General features: G+C 69.1%; 21 protein-coding genes. 12 read left to right on the forward strand and 9 right to left on the reverse strand.

Going from position 1 to position 22359, the window contains the following annotated elements; all coding sequences use genetic code 11:
- Nucleotides 1-3 precede the first annotated feature (3 nt).
- From ACYVN4_RS30955 to ACYVN4_RS30965, 3 genes are read left to right on the forward strand one after another with little or no spacing between them, the layout of a single operon-like run.
- The gene (locus tag ACYVN4_RS30955) at nucleotides 4-246 is read left to right on the forward strand and encodes a phosphopantetheine-binding protein (RefSeq protein ID WP_460725528.1); all 243 of its coding nucleotides are present in this window, start codon (nucleotides 4-6) and stop codon (nucleotides 244-246) included.
- Nucleotides 246-4427: a thioester reductase domain-containing protein gene (locus tag ACYVN4_RS30960; RefSeq protein WP_460725529.1), complete on the forward strand. Its 4182-nt coding sequence runs from the start codon at nucleotides 246-248 to the stop codon at nucleotides 4425-4427. Before ACYVN4_RS30955 ends, ACYVN4_RS30960 begins: the two co-directional genes overlap by 1 nt.
- Before the next feature lie 60 nt (nucleotides 4428-4487).
- Nucleotides 4488-5219, forward strand: a complete 732-nt coding sequence (locus ACYVN4_RS30965) for a hypothetical protein (RefSeq protein WP_460725530.1) — start codon at nucleotides 4488-4490, stop codon at nucleotides 5217-5219.
- Nucleotides 5220-5234: 15 nt separating this feature from the next.
- On the opposite strand, the gene ACYVN4_RS30970 is transcribed toward ACYVN4_RS30965, so the two are convergent.
- Nucleotides 5235-5885 (reverse strand): ACT domain-containing protein, encoded by a 651-nt coding sequence (locus ACYVN4_RS30970; RefSeq protein ID WP_379364768.1) that lies wholly within the window; start codon nucleotides 5883-5885, stop codon nucleotides 5235-5237.
- Between the two features lie 243 nt (nucleotides 5886-6128).
- Here ACYVN4_RS30970 and gatC point away from each other — a divergent pair, with 243 nt between their 5' ends.
- The 3 genes from gatC to ACYVN4_RS30985 all read left to right on the forward strand — a co-directional run bounded on the left by gatC (nucleotide 6129) and on the right by ACYVN4_RS30985 (nucleotide 10067).
- Complete coding sequence (gene gatC / locus ACYVN4_RS30975; protein WP_379364766.1) at nucleotides 6129-6428, forward strand: Asp-tRNA(Asn)/Glu-tRNA(Gln) amidotransferase subunit GatC; 300 nt, start codon at nucleotides 6129-6131, stop codon at nucleotides 6426-6428.
- Nucleotides 6425-7894: an Asp-tRNA(Asn)/Glu-tRNA(Gln) amidotransferase subunit GatA gene (gatA, locus tag ACYVN4_RS30980; protein WP_460725531.1), complete on the forward strand. Its 1470-nt coding sequence runs from the start codon at nucleotides 6425-6427 to the stop codon at nucleotides 7892-7894. The genes gatC and gatA overlap by 4 nt, the downstream gene beginning before the upstream one ends.
- A 184-nt stretch (nucleotides 7895-8078) precedes the next feature.
- Nucleotides 8079-10067: an ADP-ribosylglycohydrolase family protein gene (locus tag ACYVN4_RS30985; RefSeq protein WP_460725532.1), complete on the forward strand. Its 1989-nt coding sequence runs from the start codon at nucleotides 8079-8081 to the stop codon at nucleotides 10065-10067.
- Here the strand turns inward: ACYVN4_RS30985 and ACYVN4_RS30990 are convergent.
- Nucleotides 10028-11305, reverse strand: a complete 1278-nt coding sequence (locus ACYVN4_RS30990; protein ID WP_460725533.1) for an alpha/beta-hydrolase family protein — start codon at nucleotides 11303-11305, stop codon at nucleotides 10028-10030. The two genes, ACYVN4_RS30985 and ACYVN4_RS30990, sit on opposite strands and share 40 nt — an antisense overlap.
- Nucleotides 11306-11505: 200 nt before the next feature.
- Complete coding sequence (locus tag ACYVN4_RS30995; RefSeq protein WP_460725534.1) at nucleotides 11506-12336, reverse strand: hypothetical protein; 831 nt, start codon at nucleotides 12334-12336, stop codon at nucleotides 11506-11508.
- Between the two features lie 166 nt (nucleotides 12337-12502).
- On the opposite strand from ACYVN4_RS30995, the gene ACYVN4_RS31000 reads away from it, so the two are divergent.
- The 3 genes from ACYVN4_RS31000 (at nucleotide 12503) to ACYVN4_RS31010 (ending at nucleotide 16551) form a co-directional block, all read left to right on the forward strand.
- The gene (locus tag ACYVN4_RS31000; protein ID WP_460725535.1) at nucleotides 12503-13717 is read left to right on the forward strand and encodes a sensor histidine kinase; all 1215 of its coding nucleotides are present in this window, start codon (nucleotides 12503-12505) and stop codon (nucleotides 13715-13717) included.
- Between the two features lie 84 nt (nucleotides 13718-13801).
- Complete coding sequence (locus ACYVN4_RS31005; RefSeq protein ID WP_460725536.1) at nucleotides 13802-14461, forward strand: response regulator; 660 nt, start codon at nucleotides 13802-13804, stop codon at nucleotides 14459-14461.
- Nucleotides 14462-14529: 68 nt separating this feature from the next.
- On the forward strand, nucleotides 14530-16551 hold the full coding sequence (locus ACYVN4_RS31010) for a serine/threonine-protein kinase (protein WP_460725537.1): 2022 nt from the start codon (nucleotides 14530-14532) through the stop codon (nucleotides 16549-16551).
- Here ACYVN4_RS31010 and ACYVN4_RS31015 read toward each other — a convergent pair.
- The gene (locus tag ACYVN4_RS31015) at nucleotides 16548-16745 is read right to left on the reverse strand and encodes a hypothetical protein (RefSeq protein WP_460725538.1); all 198 of its coding nucleotides are present in this window, start codon (nucleotides 16743-16745) and stop codon (nucleotides 16548-16550) included. The two genes, ACYVN4_RS31010 and ACYVN4_RS31015, sit on opposite strands and share 4 nt — an antisense overlap.
- 371 nt (nucleotides 16746-17116) lie before the next feature.
- Between ACYVN4_RS31015 and ACYVN4_RS31020 the strand changes: the two genes are divergently transcribed.
- Nucleotides 17117-17998: a helix-turn-helix domain-containing protein gene (locus tag ACYVN4_RS31020; RefSeq protein ID WP_460725539.1), complete on the forward strand. Its 882-nt coding sequence runs from the start codon at nucleotides 17117-17119 to the stop codon at nucleotides 17996-17998.
- Complete coding sequence (locus ACYVN4_RS31025; RefSeq protein ID WP_460725540.1) at nucleotides 17995-18192, forward strand: DUF397 domain-containing protein; 198 nt, start codon at nucleotides 17995-17997, stop codon at nucleotides 18190-18192. Before ACYVN4_RS31020 ends, ACYVN4_RS31025 begins: the two co-directional genes overlap by 4 nt.
- A gap of 42 nt (nucleotides 18193-18234) precedes the next feature.
- On the opposite strand, the gene ACYVN4_RS31030 is transcribed toward ACYVN4_RS31025, so the two are convergent.
- From ACYVN4_RS31030 to ACYVN4_RS31040, 3 genes are all read right to left on the reverse strand, one after another.
- Entirely contained in the window at nucleotides 18235-18504 is a 270-nt protein-coding gene (locus ACYVN4_RS31030) for a hypothetical protein (RefSeq protein ID WP_460725541.1), read from the reverse strand.
- Nucleotides 18505-18619: 115 nt separating this feature from the next.
- Nucleotides 18620-18838: a hypothetical protein gene (locus tag ACYVN4_RS31035; RefSeq protein WP_460725542.1), complete on the reverse strand. Its 219-nt coding sequence runs from the start codon at nucleotides 18836-18838 to the stop codon at nucleotides 18620-18622.
- A gap of 59 nt (nucleotides 18839-18897) precedes the next feature.
- The gene (locus tag ACYVN4_RS31040; RefSeq protein WP_460725543.1) at nucleotides 18898-19392 is read right to left on the reverse strand and encodes a carboxymuconolactone decarboxylase family protein; all 495 of its coding nucleotides are present in this window, start codon (nucleotides 19390-19392) and stop codon (nucleotides 18898-18900) included.
- Between the two features lie 109 nt (nucleotides 19393-19501).
- Here ACYVN4_RS31040 and ACYVN4_RS31045 point away from each other — a divergent pair, with 109 nt between their 5' ends.
- Nucleotides 19502-20083, forward strand: a complete 582-nt coding sequence (locus ACYVN4_RS31045) for a CGNR zinc finger domain-containing protein (protein WP_460725544.1) — start codon at nucleotides 19502-19504, stop codon at nucleotides 20081-20083.
- A 218-nt stretch (nucleotides 20084-20301) separates the two neighbouring features.
- Here the strand turns inward: ACYVN4_RS31045 and ACYVN4_RS31050 are convergent, their stop codons facing one another.
- Both ACYVN4_RS31050 and ACYVN4_RS31055 read right to left on the reverse strand, forming a co-directional pair.
- On the reverse strand, nucleotides 20302-21333 hold the full coding sequence (locus ACYVN4_RS31050) for an ATP-dependent 6-phosphofructokinase (protein WP_379364734.1): 1032 nt from the start codon (nucleotides 21331-21333) through the stop codon (nucleotides 20302-20304).
- 72 nt (nucleotides 21334-21405) lie between these two features.
- Nucleotides 21406-22299, reverse strand: a complete 894-nt coding sequence (locus ACYVN4_RS31055; RefSeq protein ID WP_460725545.1) for a hypothetical protein — start codon at nucleotides 22297-22299, stop codon at nucleotides 21406-21408.
- Nucleotides 22300-22359 lie beyond the last annotated feature (60 nt).

Raw genomic sequence — 22359 nt, forward strand, 5'->3', positions numbered from 1 at the left:
CCTGTGTCCCCACCGCTCACCTTCGACCGCGTGCGCTCCGACATCGCGGACGAGCTGTTCCTCGACCCCGGTGAACTGGCCCCTACGGCGGACCTGTTCGCGGCCGGCCTCGACTCGGTGCGGGTGCTGTCGCTGGTGGAGCGGTGGCGCGCCGCCGGGTGCGAGATCGGCTTCATGGACCTGCTCGAACAGCCCACCCTGGATGCCTGGTGGCGGCTGCTCACCGGCTCCGCCCGGGAGAGCTGATGCGGCTCACCGCTGCGCAATACGAGATCTGGCAGCAGCAACAGCAACTCGCCGCCACGGCCATGCTGAACATCGGTGAGTACGTCGAGATCCGCGGGGAGGTTCGCGAGGACGTCCTGGCCGAGGCCATCCGATCCACCGTCGCCGAAACTCCGGCCCTGCACCTGCGCATCCGCGACACCGCCGACGGGCCACGCCAGGAACCCGAACCCGCCGACTGCCCGATCCACCTCGCCGACCTGCTCGGGCAGCCCGATCCTCTTGCGGCCGCGCAGGAGTGGATGTCCACGGACATGGGCACCGACCGGTGCGTGTACACCGACCGGCTGTTCGCGCACGCGCTGTTCCGCATCGACGACGACACCGTGCTCTGGTACCACCGCCTCCACCACATCGTCCTCGACGGCTACGGGCTGGTCCTGCTCGCCCGCCGCGTCGCCCAGACCTACACCGCACTGATCGCCGGAACCGTCTTGCCACCGGTGAATTTCGGCTCCCTCGAAGCGGTCGCCGAACACGATCACCGCGACCAACTCTCCGAGGACTATGCCCGCGCGGCGGATTTCTGGGCGAACTACGAACGTGACCGCCCCGAACCGGTCGGCGCATCCGGCCGCACCGCACCACTGTCTCCCCAGATGACTCGCGTAATTGCAGACTTCCCAAGGGAATTGGTGACCGCCCTGCGTGGCCTACGCACCGCCACGTCCGCCGAAGCGATCATCGCCGGTGTAGCCGCCTACCTGCACCGCCTCACCGGCGCGGACCAAATCAACCTGGTCCTCCCGGTCATGATGCGCATCGGCACCCCCGCCCTACGCGTCCCCACCATGACCGTCAACGCCATCCACAGCTGGACCGATTTCACCCCCGCCACCACCTTCACCGACGTCACCACCCAAATCCGCGACCACCTCCGCACCAGCCGCCCCCACCATCGCTACCGCTACGGCGACCTCCTCCGAAACCGCCTGAGCGCCAACGTAGACCGCCGAGTCTCCGGCCCCTCCGTCAACGTCATGCCCTTCGACTTCGGCCTCTGCTTCGCCGACGCCCCCGCCGTAGTCCGCAACGTCGCCGCGGGCGTCGAAGAAGACATAGCCTTCCGCCTCTACGACTACGGCGAAGCAGGCATCCGCCTCATCATCGACGGCAACCCCGCCCTGTACACCCCCGCCGAACTCCAAGCCCACGCCCGCCGCCTACCCCACTTCCTGGAAACCCTCCTCTCCCAACCGGATCAGCCCGTCGAAGAACTCGAACTCCTCGACGCCGCGGACCAGGCGCTGCTGCATGCCTGGCACGACCGTGCGGAACAGTCGGTGCAGGAGTCGAGCGATGACACCGTCGTCGCAATGCTGCGTGCTCGGGTACGGGCGACACCGGAGCGGATCGCGGTGGTCGATGCCGTGGATCGGATCAGTTTCGCCGAGCTGGGACGACGGGTCGAGGCGCTGGCCGCGCATCTGCACGCCCGCGGCGCCGGGCCGGGGTCGGTGGTGCTGCTGGTCATGCCGCGCACGGTCGATGCGATCGTGGCGCTGTTCGCGACCCTCGCGACGGGAGCCGCGTATGTGGCTGCGGATCCGGATCATCCGGAGGAACACCTGGCATATCTGTATGCCGACAGTGGGGCCACGGTCGTGGTGTCGGCAGACGGTCCAAACGGTGCGCAGTGTGAGCTCTCCGAGGCGGGTCTGCCGCGTGTTCGCGCCGATATGCCGCTGTGCCTGACCTATACCTCCGGCAGTACCGGAAAACCGAAGGGCGCGTTGATCACTCATCGCGCGATGGTGAATCTTGCGGCGAGCCATCGGCGGACGTTCATCGCGGACTCGGCTGTTCCCGGACGGGCGGCGCTTACTGCCTCGTTGTGTTTCGACACCTCGTGGGAAGGGCTGCTGTGGCTGTTGAATGGGCATGAGCTGCATGTTGTTTCGAGTGAGGTGCGGGTGCGGCCGGAGTTGCTGGTGGAGTATGCGGCGCGGCATCGGATCGATTTTCTCGATGTCACGCCGACTTCGGCTGAGCGGTTGGTGGCGGCCGGGATGCTGGCGCCCGGCGGGTATCGGCCCGCTGTGCTGGCGCTCGGTGGTGAGGCGGTGGGGCCGGCGCTGTGGAATGCCCTGCGGGCCGCTCCGGAAATCGCCGCCTACAACCTGTACGGGCCGAGTGAGGCCACCGTCGACGCCACCTGGGCGCGGCTGGCGGACAGTGCGGAACCGCTGATCGGGGAGCCGGTTTCGGGGGTGCACTGTGAGGTGCTCGATGCTCGGTTGCGGCCGGTTCCGCCGGGGACTCCGGGGGAGTTGTATCTGGCGGGGGAGTCGCTGGCGTTGGGGTATCACCGGCGGCCGGGGCTGACGGCCGCGCGTTTCGTCCCTGATCCGGCGGGTCTGCCCGGGGCACGGTTCTATCGCACCGGGGATCGGGTGCGGCGGCTGCTCGACGGGCGGCTCGAATACCTCGGGCGCACCGATGATCAGGTGAATCTGGCCGGGGTGCGGATCGAACCGGCGGGGATCGAGGCGGCGCTCGCTACCTATCCCGGCGTGACGTCGGCGGCCTGTGCGGTGGTGGACGATCGGTTGATCGGGTACGTGGTGCCCGGTGGCGTGCCGCCACGTCCGGCGGAGTTGCGGCGGCATCTGCTGGATCGGATTCCGCGCTATCAGATTCCGTCCGCCTTCATCGTGCTCGATCGGATGCCGGTGACGGTGACGGGCAAGCTCGATCGGGCTGCCCTGCCTCGGCCCGCTGCGCCGGGGCCATCGCGTGCCGCGCGCGATGCCCGGGAGCGCGGGTTGTGTGCGCTCTTCGCCGATGTGCTCGGGGTCGACTCGATCGGCATCGACGACGACTTCTTCACGCTCGGAGGCGATTCCGTGACCGCCGCCCGGCTGGCGGCCCGCATCCGGGACGAGTTGGCCATGCCGGTCGAGGTGCGCACCATCTTCGAGACCGCCACCGTGGCCGAACTCGCCGCCGAACTAGCGGCGGGCGGGCACCGCCCGCGACCGGTCCCCGACCTGGCGGCCGACGCCCGGTTGGATCCCGAGTTCCGGGTACCGGGAATCGTGGCCGCGAGCACGCCGCGCCGGATATTGCTCACGGGCGCAACAGGATTCCTCGGCGCATTCCTGCTCGACAGCCTGCTGCGACTGCCCTGCACCCGGGTGACCTGTCTCGTCCGGGCCTCCCCGGACGGCCCAGACCCCGCTACTCGGCTGCGAGATAGTCTGCGGCGGTACGGAATCGAGGTGCCCTGGGATCGAGTGAGCGTGGCGGTCGGGGACCTGGCGCGACCGGCGTTCGGGCTCGAGCCGGACGACTACCGGGCGCTCGCGGAATCGGTGGATGCCATCGTGCACAACGGTGCGCCTGTACATCATCTGACCCCGTATCCACGGCTCCGACCCGGCATCGTGGACGGCACGTGGGAGATCCTGCGGCTGGCGACTCTGCACCGGGCCATCCCGGTCCACTACATCTCCGCCTGCGATACCGCCGTCGCGGCCGACGCGAACCCCGATCCGATTCCGGAGGGGCATCGCGCACCCGCCCCGAAAGTCCTTGCCAATGGCTATATTCAGGCCAAATGGGTGGCCGAGGGATTGGTGCTCGCAGCCGGGGAACGCGGCCTGCCCGTCGCCGTACACCGGCCGGGGCGCATCAGCGGGCACTCCCGCACCGGTGCGGGCAATCAGCGTGACGCCTTCTGGACGATGGTGCGCGCCATGGTCGCGCTGGGTGTCGCGCCCGAGGACAGCATGCCGGTGAACCTGGTGCCGGTGGACCATGTGGCCGATGCCGTCGCCCACCTGCTGTACACCGGCGGCACCGGCGTGTACCACCACCTCGCGCCCGAACCGACCTCTCTCGCAACAGTTCTCGAGAGACTCCATACCCTCGGCTACCGGTTGACCCCGGTATCCGAGCCGACCTGGATCGACCTGCTCTCGCGTCTCGGCAGTGACGGCGAGCGGTGTCGAGCCCTGCTCCAGGCCCGGCCCCCCACACCCCCGGGGCCGATCCGATTCGACCGCACCCGCACCGACCGCGGTCTGCGCGGCGCGAACATCGCCGCGCCACACCTCGACGCGCACGCCGTCGACGCGAGCATCCGGTTCTTCCTGCGCACCGGATTCCTGCCCGCACCGGACACCACGTCCGTCGCTTGATCGCCTTCGCACCCTGACCCGAAGGCATGTCGCACCAACCTGATGAGAGGCAAGTCCCCCATGCGTACCCCGAACGCGGCCATTGTCGCCGCGCTGTCCGCCGTCGCCCTGGCCACCGCAGCCACCGCCAATGCCGAACCGGCGCAACCGGATCCGGCGCACCAGCCCTCCGGACTGCACTTCACCGCCGAGATCGTGGACGGTGCCGTGCACGTCAGCACCGATGGCGGCACCCTCACCGCCACCGACGGCCGCTTCTCGGTGCGTGACGCGAACGGGAAAGCGCTGGAAGGCATTCCGCTGACCTACCAGCGCGACGGCAAGAACTGGCCGATCACCGCCGACATCCACGGCGCCACCGCGACCCTGACCCCGGTCACCGATCCGGCGCGGGCCGTCCCGGTCACCGATGCCGCACCCGTCATCCCGGCAGCGCTCACGGATGCCGCGCTGCACGACACCGCCCTCGACTGGCAGTCCCCGGACTTCAACACCGCGGTCATGAACTTCTCCACCATGGCCGGGCTCGGCGTCACCCTGGGCACCCTGATCGGCACCGTCGTCGGCGCGACCATCGGTTGTGTCGCGGGTGGCATCGTCTTGGGCGCGGCCGCGGGCACCATGACCATCGGCGCACTGGCGATCCCCGGATTCCTCGGCGGCTGCCTGGTGACCGGCGCCGCGCTGGGCGCGATCGGAGCGGTCATCGGCAATATCTTCATCGCCGGACCGCTCGGCGGCATCGGCGCACTGCAATTCCTGGACGCCCTCAACAAGCAGGCGAACAAGTAAGGGGCAGAAAGAAACTCAGCCGAGGACGGTGGCGATTATCCCGGCCAGATAGCCCAGCCGCGCCACCTCCGAAGGCCGGAAGTCCGGCCCGCCCGGACGGCCCAGCAGCAGCACCTTGCCGGTATTGCCCAGCGGCGCGGCGGCCAGCTTGGTGTCCATGTCCTTCCACAGCTGCGGCACCCAGTCGCCGTCGCCGTCGAGGACGGTCGGCTTCTCCAGCGGCATCCACGGCGCCGAGGCGGCCTGGGTGGAGGGTGCGCTCTGCGAGCCCACCACGCGGTAGGCCCCCTGCGGGCCCATATCGATTACGGTCGACCAGCCGACCCGCAGCACCCGCGGCGCGCCGTCGACGAGGACCTGCAACCGATCGTCGCGCGCATTGGCGACTTGATCGATCAACTCGAGTTCCCGGTGGGTGTCCAGGATCCCGGAGTACGGGCGTAGCGAATCGACCTGCACATCGTGCAGGGATTCGGCCGCCGTGATCAGGGTGTCGGGCAGGGCACCCGAGGGCACCTCCACCACGATGTCGTCGATCGCGAAACCGTCGCCGCGTTCGACCACGTCCAGCGAGAGAATGTCCGCGCCGACCGAACCCAGCGCGAGGGCGAGCGATCCGAGACTTCCTGGGCGATCGGGAAGTTGCACGCGAAGCAGGTAGGACACGTGCCTTCCTTTCTTTCTTTTGCCAGTGAAACTTTCGGACGGGTACCCGAGTCCCGCAATACTTACACCCTCGAGACCCGGTTATCGAATCGAAGGTTTCGTGTGAGGCGGGCCACTTACCCATCGGTTACACATTGATGTTGCCAGGTCTCGCGCACACCTGCGACCGGTGACCCGCGGACACCCACTAGGCTGTCGGATGGCCATTACCCAAGCTCGAACCATGCCGAAAGGGGTCCCGCGGTGCCCGCCATCTCCAGGGACGAGGTCGCTCACCTCGCCCGGCTGTCCCGGCTCGCTTTGACGGACGACGAACTCGATCTGTACGCCGGTCAGCTGGATTCCATCCTGACCCACGTCGCACAGATTTCCGAGGTCGCCGCCGCGGACGTGCCCGCCACCGCATCCCCGAATCCGGAGACCAACGTCACCCGCCCGGACGTGGTGGCGCCCTGCCTCACCCCGGAGCAGGCGCTGGCCATGGCTCCCGCGGTCGATGAGCAGCGGTTCATGGTTCCGCAGATTCTGGGAGAGGGCGCATGACAGACCTGACGAAGCTGTCCGCGGCCGATCTCGCGGACAAGATTCATTCGCGTGCCGTGTCCGCGGTCGAAGTCACCGAGGCGCACATTCAGCGCATCGCCGAAGTCGACGGGGAGATCAACGCCTTCCTGCACGTCGCCGGTGAACAGGCGCTGGTGACCGCCGCCGAGGTCGACCGGCAGGTCGCGGGCGGCACCGTCGCCTCGCCGCTGGCCGGTGTTCCCTTGGCGCTCAAGGACGTTTTCACCACCACCGACATGCCGACCACCTGCGGGTCGAAGATGCTCGAGGGCTGGGTGTCGCCGTACGACGCGACGCTGACCACCAAGCTGCGTGCCGCCGGAATCCCGATCCTCGGCAAGACGAACATGGACGAGTTCGCCATGGGTTCGTCGACCGAGAACTCCGCGTACGGGCCTACCCGCAATCCTTGGGATACCGACCGGATTCCGGGTGGTTCGGGTGGTGGCTCGGCCGCCGCGCTCGCCTCCTACCAGGCCCCGCTGGCCATCGGCACCGATACCGGTGGCTCGATCCGCCAGCCCGCCGCGGTCACCGCGACCGTCGGCACCAAGCCCACCTACGGCACGGTCTCGCGCTACGGCCTGGTCGCGTGCGCGTCCTCGCTGGATCAGGGTGGCCCGTGTGGCCGCACCGTGCTGGACACCGCGCTGCTGCACGAGGTCATCGCCGGATACGACCCGCGCGACTCCACGTCGCGCAATGTGCCGGTGCCGCCGGTGGTCGCCGCCGCCCGCGAGGGTGCCAAGGGCGATCTGAAGGGCGTGAAAGTCGGTGTGGTGAAGGAACTTCACTCCGACTCCTACCAGCCCGGCGTGCTCGCCTCCTTCGATGCCGCGGTCGCGCAGCTCAAGGATCTAGGTGCCGAAGTGATCGAGGTGTCGTGCCCGCACTTCGAGTACGCGCTGCCCGCGTACTACCTGATCCTGCCGTCCGAGGTCTCTTCGAACCTGGCCCGTTTCGACGCCATGCGCTACGGCCTGCGCGTCGGTGACGACGGCACCCACTCCGCCGAGCAGGTCATGTCCCTGACCCGTGAGGCCGGGCTGGGCCCGGAGGTCAAGCGCCGCATCATGATCGGCACCTACGCGCTCTCCAGCGGCTACTACGACGCCTACTACGGTCAGGCCAACAAGGTCCGCAACCTGATCGCGCAGGACTTCGACAAGGCCTACGAGTCCGTCGACGTGCTGGTCTCCCCGACCAGCCCCTTCACCCCGTGGAAACTCGGCGAGAAGGTCAATGACCCACTGGCCATGTACCTCTCCGACCTGTGCACCCTGCCCACCAACCTGGCCGGGCACTGCGCCATGTCGGTCCCGTCCGGCCTCTCCGCCGACGACGGCCTGCCGGTCGGCCTGCAGATCATGGCCCCGGCCCTGGCCGACGACCGCCTCTACCGCGTCGGCGCGGCCTACGAAGCGGCCCGCGGCCCGATCGCCTGATCAAGCAGTTCGCACAAGCGAATTCGGCCCCCGCCGGTATCCACCGGCGGGGGCCGTTTGCTGTCCGCCCGGTGTGTCCGGTTCCGGACGGTCGACTTCCTGCCGATCCGGCAACGACTGCGGCGCGTCGGTCCAGACCGGTAGGCTGGCTCTCGTTCGTCGTGTGTGAAGGGTTTTCTTGGGGATGTTGCGACGCGGCGAGGTCTTCGCTGGCTACGTGATCGAGCGCGAAGTGGGCCGTGGCGGAATGGGTTCGGTCTATGCGGCCCGCCACCCTCGGCTCCCGCGACTGATCGCGCTCAAACTGCTGCATCGGGAGATGTTCGGGGAGACCGAGACCCGCATGCGGTTCGAGCGCGAGGCCGATGTGATCGCCCAGCTCGACCATCCCAACATCATCACCGTCTACGACCGGGGCGATGAGGATCAGCAGCTGTGGATCGCCATGCAGTACGTGGACGGGGTCGACGGGGCGTCGGTGGATCCCTACGATCTCGCGCCCGAACGCGCGCTGGAGATCATCGTGCAGACCGCGGCCGCACTGGATTACGCGCACGGGCGCGGCGTGCTGCATCGGGATGTGAAGCCCGCCAATATCCTGCTGTCGCGCTCCGGCGGCATCGGGACCGGATTCGCGGAACGAGCCCTGCTCAGCGACTTCGGGATCGCGCGGGTGCTCAACGACACCGCCCACCTGACCCGCACCGGCATGCTCAACGCCACTCTCGCCTACGCCTCGCCCGAACAGTTGACCTCCGCGCCCATGGGGCCGCGCTCGGATCAATACTCGCTGGCCTGCACGCTGTTCCGGCTGCTCACCGGGCGCGGGCCGTTCGACGCGCCCAATATCGCCACCGTCATGCTCGGGCATCTGCAATCCCCGCCGCCGGACGTCACCGCGCTACGGCCGGAACTGCCCGCGGAATTGGACGCGGTGCTACACAGGGCGCTGGCCAAGGACCCGCGCGACCGCTACGAGACCTGCTTCGAATTCGCGCAGGCCGCCTGGGAGACGGTGGCCGAACCGGTCTCGCTGGTACGGCGGCCGCGCGCCACCGCCACCGGATGGGTGCCGCGCGAGGACACCGTGCTCGGCTGCCTCTACGGCGGGGCGATCGGCGACGCGCTCGGCGCGCCCATCGAGACCATGCTGCTGCCGAACATCCAGCAGCGCTACGGGATCGCCGGGGTGACCGGGGAGGGCAACGGCTACAAGGGCCGCATCTCCGACGAGACCCAGCTGGCGCTGTTCACCATGGAGGCGCTCATCCGCGGCGCGCGGATCCGGGAACGCGGGACCGCCGCCACCGTCGGGCTGATCCAGGAGAGCCTGCTGGTGTGGCTGCGCGGCCAGGGGCAGGCGGTGCCCGAACAGCCGGTCCCACTGCAGAGCGGGCTGACCGGATACCCGGAACTGATGACCAATCGCGGACCCACCCAGACCACCATCTCGGCCATGCGGCGGGTGGCGGCCCGGCAGCGGCCCGGGGTGCCGCTGGGCACGCGGGAGCATCCCATCAACGACTCCAAAGGGTGCGCGGCCGTGGTGCGGTCCGCGCCACTGGGATTCACGCCGTCACCGGACTTCTCCTTCGAACTGGCCTGTGACGCCGCGGCACTCACGCACGGCAATCCCGGCGCGTGGCTGCCCGCGGGGGCGCTTGCGGCCATGGTGCACGGGCTGGGGCGGGGCATGGATGTGCGGGCGGCGGTGGAACACGCGCGGGCGCAACTGATCCGCCACCGCGATCACGAGGAGACCACCTACGCGCTCGATCAGGCGGTGGGGCTGGCGGACGCGGTCGCCTTCCGGGGGCGGCCCATGCCGTTGCCGGGACTGCTGGAACCGCTCGGGACCGGAGTCATCGGCCCGGAGGCGCTGGCCATCGGGGTCTGCGCGGCGGTGTGCGCCGAGAATGCCGGGGGCACACCGGAACAGATCTTCCGCAACGGAGTACTGCTGTCGGTCAACCACTCCGGCGACAGCGACTCCACCGGCGCGGTGTGCGGAGCGCTGCTGGGCGCGCGGCTCGGCGTACACGCCATCCCGCAGAGCTGGCGCTCCCGCCTCGACGCGGCGGCCGCCATCGAACGGCTCGCGGCAGACTTCACCCGCGAATTCCGTTCCGCCGCTCAGCATCCCGGCAGCACCGTGCCCTGGTCGGTGCCGTAGCGGTGACCGTGACCGGGCGGGGCGTCCAGCGCGCCCAGCAGGTCGGCGGTGGTCTGCAGGAAGCTGATCACCGGAAGCCATTGGGGGACGGGGGCGTCCGGGCGGGTGCCGGTGAGATCCGGTGCGCGCCACAGCAGGGACGGCGACCAGTGCACCACCGGATCCGAGGCATTCGCCAGCACCGTCGCGTGGCCGTGATGCACGTCCCCGGCGGGCGGGCCCGCCCACAGCGCGCCACAGGTGCGGCTGTCCTGATCGGCGTCGTCGGCGAAGACGGAACTGCCGCCCAGCGCGCCCAGGCTCTGACCGTAGATGTAGAGCTTCGGCGGATGCGGTAGCGCCGAAATCCGTTGCTCCACCGCCCGGAACAGCGCCCGCGCCGACTGCTCGGCGGCATCGCGGCCGAACAGGAACGTGACCCAGCTCGGGGCGTCCGAGTACTGCAGGCCGACCAGCGCCACATCACCGCCGAAGCGGGCATCCAGACCCTTGGCGGCGTCACCGTCGATCCAGCCCGAACCGGTCGGGACCGTCACCACCAGATTGTCGCGCTGCAGGCCGCCGGTGCGCTCCAGCTCCCGAACCGCCAGCGCCACCCGGGAATCCAGGTCGGGAGCGGAGTTGAGCCCGACATAGACGCGGACGGTGCGCGCCGGGGTGCCCGCCACGAATCGGCGGCCCTGCGCACCCAGCGATGGCCAGCTCGCCATCGACACCGGACTCCCCGACCGGGCCGGTGAATCCGGCTGCGCCAGTTCCGGATCCACATACGAGTTGGCCGCCGCATACGCCGACCTGCGCCACTCCACCACCGTCGGCACGATCACCAGCTGCAACGCCACCACCGCGGCGACACCCACCGCCACGGCGCGCACCCGGCCCAATCGCCGGACCACCCAACGGACTCCGGCGACGACGGCCAGCACCACCGCGATCAGCGGCACGGTCCACGCCAGCCACTGCGCCCAGTACACCGGTCCGATCCCGCCGACGCCCATGGCGGCCCGCAGCTTGTTCTGCCAATGCTCGGCATAACTCATCGAGGCTCCGACGAGCCCCAGCGCGACGATCGACACCGGAACTCGGGCACGCTCCACCTGCGTCACCCCGAACCGAGTCCACCGCAGCACCATGCGAATCAGCGCGGCCACACCCAGTGCGATCAACACCAGCAGCGCGGTCAGAATCGCCTGCGCCGAAGGCGTGCGCGGCAACAATCCCGGAGCCAGCGAAATCATGGTCCCACCTGCTATCGCCGCGCTGGTCCCCACCCGCGGCACGCGAAATATGGACGATCCGAACCGGATTCGCGACCTGCCCGGCTCTCCGGCGGAGCCCTCCGTCATTCCGGCGTGCTCTTGGCCGGAATCCAACGCGGTGGGGTGGATCCCGGCCAAAAGCCCGCCGGGATGACGAGGTTGAGGTCCGGGCACGCGGGTCACAGCGCCACCGCCACATCGCCGCCGCGCAGCCGTGTGCCGGCAGCGCGGCGGGAGCGGGTGCGGCGGATGAGGATGGTTGCCGCGAGCGCCGATCCAGCGGCCAGACCGATCCCGGACAGGGCGAGTGTGGCGGGGGAAGGACCCGTACCGGTGTGCTCGAAGAAGGGCTCGTAGATCGGGTTGCCGTAGTCCTGGCGCACCGAGTTCAGGTCCACGGCGGTGGCGGCGATGCCGGCCATGACGTGGCATTCGGAGCGGGACAGCGGGTTGGCGCGGGTGTCGCAGGCCGCGTGCATGCGGCGTTCCAGGCCCGCGTCCGCGGTCTGACGGGCCCACGGGCCCAGCGGCTGGCCGGTCGACGCGGCGTAGCGCAGCAGGTCGTAGCCCAGATCGTGGGCATCGCAGGCCAGATCGAACTCGGCGGGCAGCGGGACCGGGGAGGAGCAGTCGCCCTTGGGGTTGATCAGCATGCCGCCCTCGACCACCGGGCGATAACCGGCGAAGGTGACGAAATCCTCGGGGATGAGCGAGGGATCCGGGTGCGCGGCAACCGATTCCAGAATGCCGATGCGAGCGGCCGCGTTCTCCGGCACCACCGGTCCGGGGATCGCGGCGCTCGAACTCGGGGCGAAGGCAATGCCCGCCGAGCAGGCGACGGTCGCGGCGGCCGTGAGGGCGGCGACTCGGCGCAGCCCGCTCCAGCGGACCTCGCGACCGGTGGGCTCGGGAGTGGTCGCCGCGAGCGCGGTAGTGGACGCGGTGGCTACGGGGGCGGACATCGGGGTGGAACGGGGCGAAGTCCTGCGGGAATTCGGGAACGCTCTCATGACTCAAAATCTAGAAATCGCGTCTCGACCAGGGCGTCAGCCTGCGGGACGGTTCCGGGACAGGCGAGCCGGGGGAGAGGCGGGCCGATGTCGTACCCGGGTAGGGGGTAGGAGATCACTCACCGGTATGACGTGGTGGCCACACCGAGTCTCTACCGTCGAGGGCATGGTCGGAAAGAAGTCTGTGCAGGCCCGCACCGCCCGAGCGCGGCAGGTGTTCGACGGGTTCACGGTGATCCTCGCGATCACCTTCATCGCGGTGGCGTGGCCGACGCTGCACCTCACCCACAAGGTGCCCGCGGCCGCGGCCCCGTTCATCGCCGGGTTCGCGGCGTTCCCGATCGTGCTGCTGCGCGTGAATCCCTTACTGGGGTGGGCGGTTTCGGCCGGATCGGCGCTGCTGATCGCGCTGGCCGTGCCCAATCAGCCCGGCAACACCATCCCGTTCCAGGTGGTGCACATCCTCGCGCTGTTCGCGCTGGTCTTCGCGGTGGCGGTGCGCGCGCCCATCCGGATGGTCGGGGTGGTGTGGGTCGCGACCTCGCTGCTGTTCGCCACCACCATGGCCAAGACCGGGGACAGTTTCGCGGAGGCCGGATTCGGCTGGCCGCTGGCCATCACCGGGCTGGTGGTGTTCGGGCTGCTCATCCGCTGGGTGGTGGTGTCGCGGCAGGCGCTGCTGAAGTCCGAGGAGGAGACCGAGCTGGAGCGCGCGCGTCGCGCCATCCTCGAGGAGAAGGCGCGCATCGCGCGGGATCTGCACGACGTGGTGGCACACCACATGTCGATGGTGGTGGTGCAGGCGCAGACCGCGCCGTATCGGATCAACGGGCTCTCGGCCGACGCGCGCGCCGAATTCGAGTCCATCGGAACCGGAGCGCGGGCCGCGCTCAACGAGATTCGCGGCATGCTGGGCGTGCTGCGCAGCGATGGGCAACTGCCCGAGCACGCCCCGCAGCCGTCGGCCGCCGATGTGCCGGTGCTGCTCGAGGGCGCGCAGCGGGCCGGGGTGCCGATCAGCTGGACCGTGGACGGGAGCCTCGACGCGGTGCCGGACACCACGGGGCTGGCGCTGTACCGAATCGTGCAGGAGTCCTTGGCCAATGCCACCCGGCACGCGCCGGGCGCGGCGGTGCGGGTGCACGTCGCGTGCGCGGCGGCACTCACCCTCCAGGTCGCCAATGATCGTGCGGTCGAGGTACGGCCGGGGGAGCAGTCGATCACCGCGGGCAGCGGCATCGCCGGTATGCAGGCGCGGGCGGCGGCCGTCGGCGGCATCCTGACGGCCGTGCCGCGCACGGACGGTGGTTTCGAGGTGCACGCGGAGCTGCCGCTGGCGCCGGTGCCGATCGCGGCGGGGGCGTTCGAACTCGGGGTGTGAGGCCCGGTGGGGTGCGAAGTTGGTCTCGTGGGAGCCGCCCCGCCCGTGACGTGGCAAACTCGGGTGCGTGCGTGAGGTGCGACTGTGGGGATAACCGTGTTGATCGCCGACGACCAGGCGATGGTGCGGCAGGGGTTCGGGGCGCTGCTCGCTGCGCAACCCGACATCAGTGTGGTCGGGGACGCGGCGGACGGGAAAATCGCTGTGGCCGAAGCGAAACGGCTACGGCCCGACGTGGTGCTGATGGATGTGCGCATGCCGGAGATGAACGGGCTGGACGCGGCGCGGGCCATCCTGTCGGCGGGGTTCGAGCCGCCGGTGCGGGTGCTCATGCTGACCACCTTCGACATCGACGACTACGTGTACGAGGCGCTGGGCATCGGGGCCTCCGGATTCCTGCTCAAGGACGCGCCCGCCGAGGAACTGGTGCGCGCGGTCCGGGTGGTCGCCGCGGGTGATGCCCTGCTCGCGCCGACCGTGACGCGTCGGCTCATCGCCGATGTGACACGCCGCCGGGCCCGGCGTGCGCCCGCACCGCGGCTGGAGGTGCTCACCCCGCGCGAGCGCGAGGTGCTGGAATTGGTGGCGCGCGGCATGTCCAACGCCGAGATCGCCGAAAGCCTTTTCGTGGCCGAGCAAACCGTGAAGACACACGTGTCGAAGGTGTTCACCAAACTGAACCTGCGCGATCGCGCGCAGGCGGTGGTCCTGGCCTACGAATCCGGTCTGGTGACCCCGGGCTGACCTGCCCGGACGGCGTTTCGGCGGGTAGGCTCACGGACTTGTACGTCACCGGAAGGGGGTCGTGAACAGTGCTGAACAGTGGTGACGTGTTCGCCGGGTTCACCATCGAACGGCTGCTCGGCCAGGGCGGGATGGGCTCGGTGTATCTGGCCCGCCATCCCCGCCTCGGCAAGCTGACGGCACTCAAGCTGCTGAATCGGGAACTGTACGCGGACAGGGAGATCCGGGCGCGGTTCGAACGCGAGGCGGATCTGGTCGCGCGGCTGGATCACCCCAATATCGTCGAGGTGTACGACCGCGGCACCGAGAGCGACATGCTGTGGATCTCCATGCAGTACGTGGACGGGGTCGACGCGGCGGGCATCAATGTCGCCACCCTGCCGCCCGAGCGCGCCGTGCAGGTGATCGAAGGTGTCGCCAGCGCACTGGATTACGCGCACGGCATGGGGGTGCTGCACCGAGACGTTAAGCCCGCCAACATCATTCTGGCGCGCGCCGTCGCCGGGCACGGTGAACGCGTGTTCCTCACCGATTTCGGCATCGCCCGCCTGCGCGAGGACTCCACCCACCTCACCCAGGCCGGCATGTTCACCGCCACCCTCGCCTACGCCTCCCCCGAACAGATGACCGGCGCGCCCCTCGACCCCACCACCGACCAGTACTCCCTGGCCTGCGCCCTCTACTGGCTCCTGATCGGCGCGGGCCCCTACGACTCGCCCCACCCCGCCGAACTCATCCGCGGCCACCTCCAACTCCTCCCGCCCCCCGTGAGCATGCGCCGCCCCGGCTTGTCCCCGGCCATGGACGCGGTCCTCACCAAGGCCATGGCCAAGCGCCCCGTCGACCGCTTCCCCACCTGCGTCGCCTTTGCCAAGGCCGCCCGCGCCGCCCTCTCCGGCCCCCCGGCCCAACACCCGGTCCACCAACGCCCGACCTACCCCAATCCGGCGTCCCCCCAGCCCTACCCAGCCCAGCCCTACCCGGCCCCCGCCGCCTACCCACCCCCACCCCAGGGCTACCCCGCCGTCCCTCCCCAGCAACCGGCAGGCCCTCCGCAACAACCCGCCGCCTACCCGGCCCCGCCGCAGCCCGCCGTCGTGCCGGTCCCGCAACCGAACCCGATCCCCGCCCCCAATTACCCGGTACCCCAACCGCAATCGGCCACGCCGCCCGCCCAGCCCCCCGCCGGATACCCGGCACCCTCGCAACCCGCGGCCCCGGGCTGGGTGCCCCAGCACGCGGAGCAGGTCACCGAACGCGTGAGCTCCGGACCGACCGTCCGCCCCAATCCCGTGGACGCCCCCACGGTCGACCCGTCGCAGCGGCCGACCGACGTGGTGGCGCAACCGGTGATTCCCGGCGACCCACAAGAAGACATGGCCGGGCAGGGTAACGGATTGCCCGAATCGCCTGGGTTCGACGAACTTGTGGCGGAGCCGTCGACCGCGCTGACGCCGCCCGGTGCGTCGACCGCGGATACCGAGCCCAACGACGGTGATGAGAGCTCGGAGGTGCCGGTCGGTGTCGACAACGGAGCCGAACCGGAATCCGCTGGGCCGCAGGGACAGTCGGGGGCGGTGACGCGGCATCCGGATTCCGGGGCGTTCGTGCCGACGAGCGGCTCCGGCGGTGGTGGAGCTACGGCGGGCACGGGAGGCGATGCGGGCTCCGATGTGCTGGAGGAGGTTTCGGCGGCTACGTCGGAATCGACCGCCGACGTGACCGCAGCATCCGCCCCAACTGCGGCACCGGAAACGACTGGGGGATCCGATGCTTCCGTGGGATTCGGTGCGACGGGGAACGGCGGAAGTCACGCTGCGGGCGTGGTTGTCGCGGGCGGGCCGGGTGCGGGTGGGGAGCCTGGGTTCGGGATGTACGGGGGCGTGGCGCCGGGTGCGCCTGCTGCGCCGGGTGGGCCTGGCTACGGGGTGCCGCCGGAACAGTTCGGGGTGAATCCGGTTCGGCCGGGGCTGGTTCCGACGTCGCAGCGGGCGGAGGCTTCGCAGCTGACGGCGCTGCTGGTGTTGGGGTTGGCAGTAGTGGCGCTGGTTTTGTTGGTGGTGGTTGCGGTGGTGGTGGTTTCGGGTTAGCAGCCGGGGCGGCGGGCGGCGCGGGGGCCGAGGACCATTTGGCCGCGGTCGACCAGGATTTGGCGGGCGCGGCGGCGCACCAGGCAGTTGTCGACGGTGCAGAATTTGTGGATCTGCATGGCCTGATGGGCCTGGGGGAGGGCCAGGTCGCCGGGGTCCATCGTGCAGTCGAACAGATACATCATGACGCTCACCGGGGCAGCGCAGGGGGCTGAACAATTCGCGGTCCGGCGCTGGTGCTCGGCGTGCGGCGCACATGCGCCGGGCCTCCAGACAGAGTAACGGGATTCGGCTGCCGCCACGCCGGTATCGCACGCGCTGTGATGCGCGGCCGGGATTTCCGGGAACGGGGGAGGGGGTGCGCCCGGCTCGGGGACGAGTGGGTCCAGAGATATCAGGGCTCCGGTTCTCACCGGGCGCGACTCCAGTCCAGCACCGTTTCGGCGAACCGACAATCCAAGCTTCCGTGCGGTGGGAAACTTTCCGAAAGCTCCAGGTCAGCATTCATATCGCGTGGGAGCATCATTCGCAGTGACCGAAAACCGCCTTCGTGGGGGAGGATTCGATGTCCGAGCATGGTTCGACATTGCCGAGGCGTCAGCTGGGGCGATACCTGCGCGAAGGCCGGATGCAGGTCAATCTGACGATCGCCGAGGCGGCGGCGTTGATGGAGTGGAGCGAGTCCAAGCTGCAGAGACTCGAAACCGGTAATGCGGAGAAGATCCGGGTGCTCGATGTCCGGGAGTTGTGCCGCATCTACGACTTCGACGACGAGTTCAGTACGGCACTGACCGGTCTCGCGCAACAGGCCAGCGTCAAGTCCTGGTGGCACGAATACGACGATCTGATCCCCGAAGGTTTCAATGTGTATGTGGGCCTGGAGGCTTCGGCCCGCGCCCTCATCTCCTATCAGCCGGAGATCATTCCGGGACTGCTGCAGACCGCCGAGTACGCACGCGTGCTGATCAATGATTACTGGCCGGATGCTGCACCCGACCAACTCGACCGTCGAGTGCAGTTGAAGACCCGTCGTCAAAGCCTCTTGACGCGCAAGCGAAGTCCCGCCTCTTTCGATGTCGTGGTGCACGAAACCGCATTACGTCGCGTTGTCGGCGGTCCCCGCGTGATGGCCGCGCAACTGCGGCGCGTGGCGGACATGTCGACACTGCCGTCGATCGCTGTTCGTGTACTACCCTTCTCGGCGGGCGTGCCGATCGGTCACACCGTCGGCCCGTTCGTGATCCTGGAATTCGGCCGCGACGCGGGAAACCGACCGGTCGAACCCACGATCGTCTACCTGGAGAACTTCCTCGGCGACCTCTATCTGGAGAAGCAGGCCGCGGTGGACCGGTACCGCGAGGCGTACCAAGCGATTCAGCGCGCCGCGCTGGACGAGACGACCAGCAGAGACCTCCTGCGGAGGGTAGCGAAGGAGTACGCGACGTGACCGTCGAACCCGGCGTCCGGTGGTTCAAGAGCATCCGCAGCACCGGCGCCAAGGAATGCGTGGAGATCGCCTTCCTATCCAGCGGTGTCGGAGTCCGCGACAGCAAGAACCCGACCGGCCCGGCGCTGATCTTCCCGCCCGCCGACTGGGACCGCTTCACCACCGCCCTCGCCGCGGGGCGCTTCGACAGCTGAATCAGGCTGTGCGCATCCGGATCCAGAGAGTGCGCACGCGGATCAGGCGGTGCGGGCCGCGCCGAAGGTGATCGCGGTGGCGTTGGAGATGGCGTACGCGCTGACCGCGAAGGGGACCCAGGCCGGGTGATGCAGGATCAGCAGCACGACCGTGGTGACGGCCAGCGCGACCGCGCGCAGAACGGTCCAGTTGCGCAGCAGACTGCGCAGGACAGGGAAGCGGCCGGTGGTCTCGGCTGCGGCGCAATCGGTTTCGAACTCCTCGATCGAATCGATCTCGGAGACCGGGGCGGTCGCGCTCGGAGCGGTCACGGGGCCTTCACTTTCTCACGGGTGCACTCGTGAGCTCACAGTAGAATCTCGTGCACCGTGAGTGCAATTCCGTGCGGAACATATACGGTCCGTCGATCGCCCCGAGCGCGGGTGATCAGGCCGAGCGGGCGGCGCGAGCCGAGTTCAGGGTCACCGCGGCGGCGTTCCAGATCGCGTACAGGCTGACCGAGTACGGGATCCAGGTCGGGTGGTGCAGGGTCAGCAGGACGATGGTGGCCAGGGCCAGCGCCAGGGCGCGGATGACGATGCCGTTGTGCAGCAGGGCGTTCAGGACCTGCGCGGACTGGGGGTTCACGGTGCGGACGGCGTTCATGATGATCGACCTTCTTCAAAAGTGTTCGTGACTGTCGGTATCGGCGGTGGGCGGCCGGATCAGGCGGCGGGCCAGTCGTTCTCGGTCTCGCCGACCTTGTTGACGTAGTTGGTCAGGGTCTGCAGCGCGACCAGGGCGACGATTTCGAGCACCTGCTCCTGCGTCCACCCGGCGGCCAGCGCGTCGGCCGGATCGGCCTTGCCGCGGCTCTCGGTCAGCTCCCGGGCGAAGGCCACGGCCGCAGCCTCTTTCGCGTCCTCGGAGGTCCCGGCCTTGGCGGCTTCCACCTCGGCGTCGCTGAGCTTGGCGACCCGCTTGCCGGTGAAGGTGTGCGCCGCGACGCAGTAGCCGCAGTCGTTGGCCGCGCCGACGGTCAGCGCGATGCGCTCCGACGTCGGTGCCGGCAGCGTGCCCTTCTTCAATGCGCCGGACAGTCCGAGGTAACCCTCCAGTACCGCGGACGAATTCGCCATCACCTTGGTCATGTTCGGCACCCGGCCCATGCGCTTGCGGACCTCGTCCAGCAGGGGTGCGTTCTCGACGGGAGTGATCATCTCGGGCCTCATCCTTCTAACGGCTGATCGATTGTTCTAACGGAAGATCTTGTGTCTGTACGTTAGAACATAATGGACCTAGAAATCAATACCCGTTAGAATCGGGTGCATGGTCGATCCCTTGGCACTCCGTTTGGCGAACACCATCCGCGCCACCAGCTCTGGCCTGACCGATGCCTTCGCCACCCCCGAGTCCACCCGGGAGTGGTTGCAGACCAACGCCGCCCACCTCGGCACGCGGATGGATCTCGACGACTACCTACCCGGCGAGGCCGACCGCACCGCCCTGGTGGAGCTGCGTCAGAACGTCCGCGCGGTCTTCGCGGAATACGTGTCGCCCCAAGCGCCCAGCTCCGCGGATGCAGCCGTGCTGCCGCCGTTCCCCGAAGCGCTGACGGCACTCAACAACGCCACCGCCCCCACGCAACGCCTGCTCGGCTGGGGCCGTAGCGGACCCCGCACGCTCGAGCGGGTGCTGACCGCCGATGATCTCGACACGGTCATGGCGGGCCTGGCGGATGCGACGGTCGAGTTCTTCACCGGCCCGGTGGCGTCGCAGATCCGCACCTGCCCGGCCCCGCGCTGCGTGCGCTACTTCCTGAAGTCGCATCCGCGCCAGGAGTGGTGCTCGGTCGCCTGCGGCAACCGCGCCCGCGCGGCCCGCCACTATGCCCAGCATCGCGAGAACTGAGCGGCCCAGCACCGCGAGTGAGCATCCGCCCGTCATTCCGGCGTGCTCTTGGCCGGAATCCAACGCTGCGGGGATGGATCCCGGCCAAAAACATGCCGGGATGACGAGGGGCGGCATGCCCCTGCGGACCGTGGAAAGCGAACGGCCCCCGCCGGAGTGGCGGGGGCCGTGTTGTCGGGTGTTGGGCGGCAGCCGGTTCCGGCTCAGCCGAAGAAGGCTCAGCCGAAGAAGGCCGCGGCCTCCCGGTAGCGGTCCGGCGGCACCAGCTTGAGCTGCTTGGTCGCTTCCGAGAGTGGGACCAGTTCGATCTCGCTGCCCTTCAACGACACCATCTGCCCGAATTGCCCGGCGTGCACGGCTTCTGCCGCGTGCACCCCGAAACGCGTTGCCAGTACCCGGTCGAACGGGGTCGGGGTGCCGCCGCGCTGCACGTGCCCGAGCACGGTCACGCGCACCTCCTTGCCGATGCGCCGCTCGATCTCCGGCGCGAGTTGCTGTGCCACGCCGGTGAATCGGACATGCCCGAACTCGTCGATGCCACCGTCGCGCAGGCTGAAGGAGCTCGGGTCCGGGTGCGCGCCCTCGGCCACCACGCAGATGAAGTGCGAATCACCGCGCTGGAAGCGGCGTTTCACCATGGCGCAGACCTCGTCCACGTCGAACGGCACCTCGGGCACCAGGGTCAGGTGCGCGCCGGAGGCGATGCCGGAGTTGATGGCGATCCAGCCGGCGTGCCGTCCCATCACCTCGACGAGCATGACGCGCTGATGCGATTCCGCGGTGGTGTGCAGCCGGTCGATGGCCTCGGTGGCGATGGCGACCGCGGTGTCGTGGCCGAAGGTGGTGTCGGTGCAGTCGATGTCGTTGTCGATGGTCTTGGGCACGCCCACCACGGGCACGCCCTCGTCGGCCAGCCAGGAGGCGGCCGTCAGCGTGCCCTCGCCGCCGATCGGGATGAGCGCGTCGATGCCGTTGTCGTCGAGGGTCTGCTTGATGCGGGGCAGCCCGGCGCGCAGCACATCCGGATTGGTGCGGGCGGTGCCGAGGATGGTGCCGCCCTTGGTGAGCAGGCGGTCGGTGCGGTCGTTGTTGAGGATCTGGATCTTGCGATCCTCGAGTAGCCCGCGCCAACCGTCCTGGAAGCCGACGATCGCATCCCCCCACCGGCCGTTCGCGGTACGAACGACAGCACGGATCACGGCATTGAGGCCAGGGCAGTCTCCGCCTCCGGTCAAGACTCCGATGCGCATGGTGCCCATCTTGCCCTGAAGGTGACGCTCGGTGGGCTCCACCCCCGTGAAGCGCTGGTTACAACTGCCCGGCTACCCGGCGGGGCAGCCCGCGCCCTGGAGTTCGTCGAGGTGTTTGCCGATCAGCGTGGCGATTTTGGTGAGGATGGCGGTGCCGTCGTCGAAGGACCCGGATTTGGGTTGGGTGGCAATGGCAATGGCGATCTGCCCGCCCGCGACGGGGAGCAATCCCAACTGCCTGACCAGGTAGTCACCGTTGGGATCGGGTCCCCAGCCGCCCTTGAACACCGCCCCGTCGAGGGTGCCCAGACCCCAGCGCTGCCCCGAGCTGATCTTGCCCATCAGTGAGGTCACCACGTCGGATTGCGGCAGGCACGGCAGTTTCGCGGTGAATTTCAGCTGATTGGCCAGCGACCAGTCGGCCTGGCCGAAAGCGGAGTAGTCGGGCCGGGTCCGGGCGGCGGGCACGGTGGTCTCACTGTCGCCGCCCTCGCGCAACACGTCCTGGACGGCCTGAGCCGCCACCTCCGGGCTGCCGAGCGACTGCCAGAGGGTGTCGGCCGCGGTGTTGTCGGAGTATTCGATGGCATTGACCGCGGCCGCCTGATTGCCCGGGTTCTTGCGCAGCGCGGCCAGCGTCAACGGGACCTTCATGGTCGACCAGCCGGGCCCCGAGGTCCAATCCCCGAGCGCCACCACCTTGTCGCCACCGACGGGCAGCACCGCCAGCCCCACCTTGCCCGCCAGCGTCGGCGCCAGCGTGGTGTTGAAATCCCAGGCCAGCGTGCCGGGCAGCGCCATCACCGTGGCCGGGATGGTGACCGTCGGCGCGGCCGCGCTGGATGTCTTGTCCGGCACCAGAACCGGCTTGCTCGAACATCCGGCCACCAGGGTCAGCGCCGTGACCAGCGAGGTCAGTGCGAGGCACCCGTGCGCGAACCGTCGTCCGCGCCAACGCGTTTTCACACCGAACCTCCATCTGCCCCGAGTCCCGGTGCGTTCCCTGTTCCTAGCGGACACACCTAT

It is taken from the genome of Nocardia heshunensis, assembly GCF_054782115.1.